Raw genomic sequence first — 7,555 nt, 5'->3', positions numbered from 1 at the left:
ATCTAACCCGATGTACAACCCTTCTGTGAGATTTCCGCGAGAGAGGCATATTTTTGTGCGTCAGCTAAAAAAATATGTGTTTGGTATATTGCAACCGTATATTACAGCCTGTTGAAAAAATTGATCGGCCTGATGTGCTTTAACTTCTGTCTTTTCAATCAACCAATTAAGAGAAAAAGTATTCTTTCCTGCTGCGTGTATAGATATAAAAGGCAGCAAGTCAGGGATCTGTGGTTGGGTCTTTTAACCAAGGAAAATATTTTTGCCTGTTTCAGCTCTACCCTCTCTTAGTGTGGTTGTGCCTTGCTATAACGAGCAGGTTGTTTTGCCAGAATTCCACCAGCGGTTATCGGCCGTGATGGATCGTATCGGGCGGCCGTGGGAGGTGGTGTATGTGAACGATGGTTCCAAAGACCAGACTCTCACCATTATGCGTGGCCTGGAGCAGCAGGATAATCGGGTCTCCAGCGTAAATCTTTCCCGTAATTTTGGTAAGGAAATAGCGCTGACAGCCGGACTGGATCACGCGCGCGGAACTCATGGCGTTATTGTGATTGATGCGGACCTACAGGACCCGCCAGAAGTTATTCAAGATCTGGTGAGCGCATGGTCTGACGATGTCGATATGGTCTATGCCCGCAGGCGTGCGCGGGAAGGAGAGAGTGTTCCCAAGCGCTTGACGGCATGGATGTTTTATCGCGTCATGGCGAAACTGGGGAACCGTATTGTCATTCCTCCAGATACTGGCGATTTTCGACTTTTAAGCCGCCGGGCGCTGGATAGCCTGTTGCAGATGCGTGAACGGCATCGGTTCATGAAGGGGCTGTTTGCGTGGGTGGGGTATCCCTCCAAGGCGGTGTTGTATGATCGTGCGCCACGGGCCGGTGGAACCACCAGCTTCAATTATTGGTCCTTATGGAACTTCGCGCTGGAAGGCATTACCTCGTTCTCCGTTGTGCCCTTGCAGTTGGGAACATATCTGGGGTTTGTCATTTCCTTGCTGGCTGTCCTGTATGGGGGATGGATTGTGCTGAACACACTTTTGTTCGGTTCCCATGTGCCAGGCTATCCAAGTCTGATGAGTGTGATCCTGTTTCTGGGCGGTGTTCAACTCATGACGTTGGGGCTGATAGGCGAATATATTGGTCGCATTTTCAACGAGACAAAAAATCGTCCTCTCTATTTTGTTGAGTCCTACCACGTGGAGGGGGTGCGACAGGAAGGCGTGAAGACCGTTTGAGCCTTACCAATAACAGAGTTGCCGCAGGTGGGGTTTATCGGTCCTGTTTCAGAAGGTTTACTGCTTGAAAGGAAGCAAAGGAAAAGGGTGGTTCATTGTCTGAAGGAGCAGAACTGGCGGAAACGCTGACACTTATCGTGCCCTGCTATAATGAACAGCCCATCCTGTTGCAGTCTGCTCATGTTCTGGAAAAACAGCTTCAGGCACTGATTAAGGCTGGCTTGGTGGCGCAGCAGAGCAAGATCCTGTTTGTGGATGATGGCAGCACGGACCAGACATGGGCCGTGATTGCTGATCTGGCGGCCCGGTCCTCTTCTTTTTCTGGCGTGAAGCTGTCACGCAATGTAGGGCACCAGAATGCGCTTCTAGCTGGGCTGATGGCCGTGCAGGTCGGGGCCTGTATCACCATAGATGCAGACCTGCAGGACCCTGTAGATGTAATGAATGATATGGTCGCGCATTATCGGGGTGGCTGCCAGGTTGTGTATGGCATTCGTCAGGACCGAACCTCTGACACGTTTTTCAAGCGCACCACTGCGCGCTTTTTTTATCGGTTCATGACCATAATGGGCGTGGAAAGCATTGAAAATCACGCGGATTATCGGCTGTTGGGGCCGAAGGCCCGCAAGGCAGTCCTCTCCTTTACGGAAGAAAATCTGTATTTGCGCGGTATTGTTCCCTTGGTCGGGTTCCAGACAGCAAGCGTCTATTATACGCGAGCCCCCCGAGTGGGCGGAAAGTCCAAGTATACCTTGCTTAGAATGGTGGCCCTGGCCCTACGGGGCGTGACATCGTTCTCTGTCGTGCCGTTACGGATGATAGCTCTTCTGGGTGTCAGTGTTTTTCTGCTGGGGCTTTTGAGTATGGTCTGGAGTGTGGTGGACAAGCTGTTTTTTCAGCCTGCGGTGGGATGGGCTTCTCTTAACGCAGTAATCTGTCTGATTGGTGGGTTACAGATGCTGGCGCTGGGGATTGTTGGAGAATATATCGGCTGTATCTATACCGAGGTGAAGCGCCGCCCCCGTTTTTTTGTGGAGCAGACCCTCTGAGAGCGGGCTGAACGCCTTTTCCCACTCCGTCTCTGTTTTCGGTGCAGGGCGGGGGGAAGGGGCTCTGATGGTCATGCGGTATGCCATTTTCCGCCTTGACGCCGCACGGTTCCGGCCTCATTCCTCCCGTCATGCGAGTTGCTGCCATTCTTCTGGCTGCCGGAACAGGCAGCCGTTACGCCGCTACCAGCGGGTCTGATACGCCAAAGCAATATGTGCTTCTGGCGGGCCTGCCGGTTATCCGTCACGCTGCGGAAGCCCTGATGCCGCATGTGACCTGCCTGCAACCAGTCGGGCATCCGGACTCCCTGCGGGATGCGCTGGACGGGCTTGAAACCCTGCCGCCGGTAGCGGGGGGAGAAACCCGCCAGGCCAGTGTACGGGCCGGGCTTGAAGCGCTGGACAATCTGCCGGAAGATCAGAAGCCTGATCTGGTGCTGGTGCATGATGGTGCGCGTCCCTATGTGACCGCGACCGTAATCCAGAACGTGATTTCAGCTCTGAGCGAACATCCGGGGGCAATACCGGCGGTGCCGGTGGCTGATACGCTCAAGCGGGAAGAAAATGGCGTGATTGCGGGCACAGTCTCGCGTGATCATCTGTTCCGCGCGCAAACACCTCAGGGGTTCCGCTTCGGGCTGTTTCGTGACCTGCATCGTTCGGCTTCTTCCCAGAGTGCGACGGACGATGCCAAGCTGCTGGAAGATGCCGGGTTCAGCGTGGCGCTGGTGCGTGGCGATGAAGACAACATCAAGCTGACTTATGAGGATGATCTCGTGCGTCTTGAACGATTGATCGGCCCGACCCTTTTGCCGCGCGTGGGGCTTGGATATGACGTGCATGCGTTTGAAGAAGGGCGTCCGCTTATTCTGTGTGGCATTACTGTGCCGCACACCAAAGGGCTCGCTGGTCACTCTGACGCAGACGTTGGGATACACGCGCTGTGTGATGCCATTTATGGTGCGCTGGCTGAAGGCGATATCGGGCGCCATTTTCCGCCTAGCCAGAACGAATGGAAAGATGCCGACAGTGCGCGTTTTCTGGTGCATGCCGGTCAGCGTATTCGTGAGCGCGGGGGCATGCTGATTAATGCGGATCTGACGTTGATCTGCGAGCGTCCCAAAATTGGCCCGCATGCAGAAGCCATGCGCCAGCGGTTGGCGGATTTGTTGCAGGTGGATATTGGCCGCATTTCCGTGAAGGCGACAACCTCCGAGCGTCTGGGCTTTACGGGACGTGAAGAAGGCATTGCCTGCACGGCGGCGGTTTCCGTTCTGGTGCCCTGATCCGAAGGGCATTTTTGCGCTGCTTGAGGCCAGAAAGGCACTCTGCTCCGTAAGGAGGAGTGCCTTTTTTCTGTTGAAGAGGCCTGAGCAAGATAGTCTTGAAGCTGGCTGGCCAGGTGACTATAACCCGCGTTACAACATGTAAGGCCCGGTTATAAAACCGTTGGGAAACTGAGCTTTTTGTTGTCCTGAAGCGTTAGAATGTTTCGGATATAAAAGATTGATTCCGGGGCGGGAAAACGCTATTCCTGCCTAAATCATAGGCAATGTGGAAAAGATAGTGCAAACGCAACCGTTAGTGCGGCCTATTGAGTTGGGCGGCGGCATCCGTATTGAAACGCCTGTTATTCTGGCCCCCATGTCTGGCGTGACAGATCTGCCGTTTCGGCGTCTGGCGCGCAAGCTGGGTGCTGGGCTTGTGGTTTCAGAAATGATCGCCTCCTGGGCCATGGTGCGTGAGAACGACACAACCCTCCGCATGGCCGAGGTTGCAGACGCGGGCGGCCCCAATGCCGTGCAGCTTGCCGGGTGTGATCCTGATGCCATGGCGGAAGCAGCACGCATTGCCGTTGGCCGCGGTGCGGACATGATTGATATCAATTTTGGCTGCCCGGTGAAGAAAGTGGCCGTGGGCCAGATGGCCGGTTCGGCCCTTATGCGGGATGAGGTGGCTGCGGGCCGCCTGCTGGAAGCCACGGTCAAAGCCGTAGATGTGCCAGTAACCCTGAAAATGCGGATGGGGTGGGATCATCAGCATCTGAATGCGCCGGTTCTGGCCCGTATTGCGCAGCAGGCTGGTATTCGCATGATCACGGTGCATGGGCGTACCCGGCAGCAATTCTATAACGGCACGGCAAACTGGGCCTTTGTGCGCACAGTGAAGGACGCCGTTGATCTGCCTGTTATTGTGAATGGCGATATCCTGACCCTTGATGATGCCAGAACCGCCCTGGCGGAATCAGGTGCGGATGGAGTGATGATCGGCCGTGGCTGCTATGGACGGCCGTGGTTTCTGGCACAGGTGGCGCAGGCCCTGCTTACGGGTGAAAATGTGCCTGACCCTGACCTGCCTACAGAAAAAGCCATTGTGCTTGAACATTATGACATGATGCTCCGCCATTTTGGCGAACGTCCGGGCCTGCGGTTGGCCCGTAAACATGTGGCCTGGTATTCTGCTGGCCTGCCGAATTCCGCCGGTTTCCGGGCTGCGTTCAACCGGGTTGATAACGCGCCAGAAGCCATTGCCATGATGACTGATTTTTACGATCAGCAGATTGCAGCAGGCGCCGTGCGTGAGCCACGCGTTTCCCGCCATGCAGAAGCGGCGGAGCAGGCTCAGGCCTGCGCTGCGTGATCAGGTCTGCATGAAACCCGGCGCTCTTTCAGCAACAGAAAGGTCAGACCCCGGCATTCTTCTGGATAGTCTGCCTGTGCCAGTGCTGGAACTTGGCCCGGATGATGGCATTCGTTTTGCCAATTCAGCGGCGGAAGAGTTTTTTGCCATGTCCCGGCATCAGTTGTGTCAGGGCGCCTTGCAGGATCTGGTTCCTTCTGATCACCCGCTTTTTCTGTTGGTGCAGCATCTCCGGCGTGAAGGTGGAAGTGTAACCGAGCATGAACTGGCCTTCAGCAGTCCGCGCTTCCATCGGGAAGGGGTGACGGTGCAGGGGGCGGATGTGCCCGATTGCCCGGGTTCCATCCTGTTGACGGTGTATGACTCCTCCACGGCCCGCACGCTCGACCGGCAGATGGCGTTTCGGTCTGCGGCGCGTAGTGTGTCAGGCATGGCGGCCATGCTGGCGCATGAAGTGCGTAATCCCCTTTCAGGCATAAAAGGGGCGGCGCAAATTCTGGAAAATGCGGTTTCCGATCAGGATCGGGAACTGGCTACCCTGATCTGTGATGAAGTGGACCGCATTGATGCGCTGGTTGAGCGGATGGGGATGTTTGGAGAAGCGCCAACCGAATATCGTTCCCTCAATATCCATCGTATTCTTGAGCATGTGAAGCTGCTGGCCAATCAGGGTTTTGCGGCCGGTATTCGTATTGTGGAGCGGTATGATCCCTCCCTGCCACATGTGTGGGGTGACCGCGACCAACTTGTGCAGGTGCTCATCAATCTGGTGAAAAACGCGGCCGAAGCCATTCGGGAAACGGGCAAGCCGGGCGAGATTACGCTGATGACAAGCTATCGCCCCGGTATTCGCATGGCCGTGCCGGGCACCACGCAATGGCGGCATTTGCCATTGGTGGTCACTGTGCGCGATACCGGACCGGGCATCTCCGAGACTATTCGTCCCCATCTGTTTGAGCCGTTTCTGAGTACCAAAATGAGTGGAAGCGGCTTGGGGCTGGCGCTTGTGGGCAAGATCATGGATGACCACGGCGGCGTGATCGAAGTGGAAAGCCGTCCTGGCCGAACGGAAATAAGCCTGTATCTGCCTATTGTGTCTGAAGATCACGTAATCGCCTGAACGGGGCCTTTTCCCGGCTTCCCGAGTTAACTGATTTCAACGTTGCTGAATGTGACCCTCCCGCCATGACGCCTCTGCCCACTATTCTTGTTGCTGATGATGACCGCTCCATTCGTACCGTCTTGGGGCAGGCTTTGGGCCGGGCCGGGTATCAGGTGCAGTCCACCCCCAATGCAGCCACGTTGTGGCAATGGGTGGAGGAAGGCGAGGGAGATCTGGTGATCACGGATGTGGTCATGCCGGATGGTAGCGGTCTGGATCTCATCCCGCGTATCCGACAGGCCCGGCCTGATTTGCGCATTATTGTCATGAGTGCGCAGTCCAACCTGATGACTGCGGTGAAGGCTACTCAGCGGGGAGCTTTTGAATATCTGGCAAAGCCCTTTGACCTGAAAGAACTTCTCAGCGTTGTGGGGCGTGCCTTGGCTGCCCCTGCGCAGGAAGCAGACAAACCTGCGGTAAGCGCCAGCCCGGAAGAGCGCCTGCCATTGATTGGTCAGTCCGTGGTGATGCAGAGCATTTATCGCAGCATTGCCCGCCTGACCACGTCTGATCTGACCGTAATGATCAGCGGGGAAAGTGGCACGGGCAAGGAACTGGTGGCTCGCGCCCTGCATGAATACGGGCGCAGACGTGGGGGAGCATTTATTGCTGTCAATATGGCTGCTATCCCCCGGGACCAGATTGAAAGCGAACTGTTCGGGCAGGAACGGACAGCAGGCGGACGCAGTCCCGGTCGGTTTGAGCAAGCTGCTGGCGGCACGCTGTTTCTGGACGAAATTGGCGATATGCCGCCGGAAGCCCAGACACGTTTGTTGCGCGTGTTGCAGGATGGTGAGTTCACAACCGTGGGGGGGCGCGCGCCTATTCGGGCCGATGTGCGGATTATTGCTGCAACGCACCGTGATCTGCGGCAGGCCATTCGCGCCGGAACATTCCGTGAGGATCTTTACTACCGTCTGAACGTGGTGCCGGTGCGTCTGCCGCCGCTGCGGGAACGGTTGGAGGATATTCCGCTGCTGGCCCGTCATTTTCTGGTGCAATGCCGGGATGCAGGCGGTCCCTCCAAAGTGTTGGATGAGTCCGCTATCGAGCGTTTGCAGTCCTGGCGCTGGCCCGGCAACGTGCGGGAACTGGAAAACCTCATCCGCCGTATTGTGGCCCTTTATCCCCAGGAAACAATCGGCAGTGATCTGATTGATGCGGAACTTGCCGAACCTCTGGCAAACGAAGCTCTGGTGGAAAAACCGGCCGTGGAGGAACCTCTGACGGATGCGGTTTCCCGCCATATCCTGCGCTATCTTGTCGCGGGGCGGGAGGGGATGCCTCTGAACGATCTGTACTCCCGCGTGATTACGGAAGTGGAGCGCCCTCTTATTCAGATGACGTTAGCTGAAACGCGCGGCAATCAGATCAAGGCTGCTTCCATGCTGGGCCTGAACCGCAATACGCTGCGCAAAAAGATACGCGAACTGGAAATTCCGGTTGTGCGCGGCGTGGTCTGAC

Annotated in this window: 6 protein-coding genes; all 6 read left to right on the top strand. The window is 56.2% G+C overall.

Going from position 1 to position 7,555, the window contains the following annotated elements; genetic code table 11:
- The first annotated feature begins 262 nt into the window (after nucleotides 1-262).
- The 6 genes from AD944_RS08725 to ntrC all read left to right on the top strand — a co-directional run bounded on the left by AD944_RS08725 (nucleotide 263) and on the right by ntrC (nucleotide 7,554).
- Nucleotides 263-1,240, top strand: a complete 978-nt coding sequence (locus AD944_RS08725; RefSeq protein WP_187668528.1) for a glycosyltransferase family 2 protein — start codon at nucleotides 263-265, stop codon at nucleotides 1,238-1,240.
- A 95-nt stretch (nucleotides 1,241-1,335) separates the two neighbouring features.
- Nucleotides 1,336-2,289, top strand: a complete 954-nt coding sequence (locus tag AD944_RS08720; protein ID WP_201785460.1) for a glycosyltransferase family 2 protein — start codon at nucleotides 1,336-1,338, stop codon at nucleotides 2,287-2,289.
- A gap of 131 nt (nucleotides 2,290-2,420) precedes the next feature.
- Nucleotides 2,421-3,575, top strand: a complete 1,155-nt coding sequence (gene ispF / locus AD944_RS08715; protein ID WP_045543575.1) for a 2-C-methyl-D-erythritol 2,4-cyclodiphosphate synthase — start codon at nucleotides 2,421-2,423, stop codon at nucleotides 3,573-3,575.
- A gap of 280 nt (nucleotides 3,576-3,855) precedes the next feature.
- Entirely contained in the window at nucleotides 3,856-4,929 is a 1,074-nt protein-coding gene (dusB, locus tag AD944_RS08710; protein ID WP_035381003.1) for a tRNA dihydrouridine synthase DusB, read from the top strand.
- A 10-nt stretch (nucleotides 4,930-4,939) separates the two neighbouring features.
- Complete coding sequence (locus AD944_RS08705) at nucleotides 4,940-6,049, top strand: two-component system sensor histidine kinase NtrB (RefSeq protein ID WP_045543576.1); 1,110 nt, start codon at nucleotides 4,940-4,942, stop codon at nucleotides 6,047-6,049.
- A gap of 65 nt (nucleotides 6,050-6,114) precedes the next feature.
- Nucleotides 6,115-7,554: a nitrogen regulation protein NR(I) gene (ntrC, locus tag AD944_RS08700; RefSeq protein WP_035381001.1), complete on the top strand. Its 1,440-nt coding sequence runs from the start codon at nucleotides 6,115-6,117 to the stop codon at nucleotides 7,552-7,554.
- Nucleotide 7,555 lies beyond the last annotated feature (1 nt).

It is taken from the genome of Acetobacter tropicalis, from assembly GCF_001580915.1.
Classification (GTDB): Bacteria; Pseudomonadota; Alphaproteobacteria; order Acetobacterales; family Acetobacteraceae; genus Acetobacter; species Acetobacter tropicalis.
The sequence above is the reverse complement of the archived record's forward strand: the minus strand, read 5'-3'. Positions and strand labels throughout refer to the sequence as shown.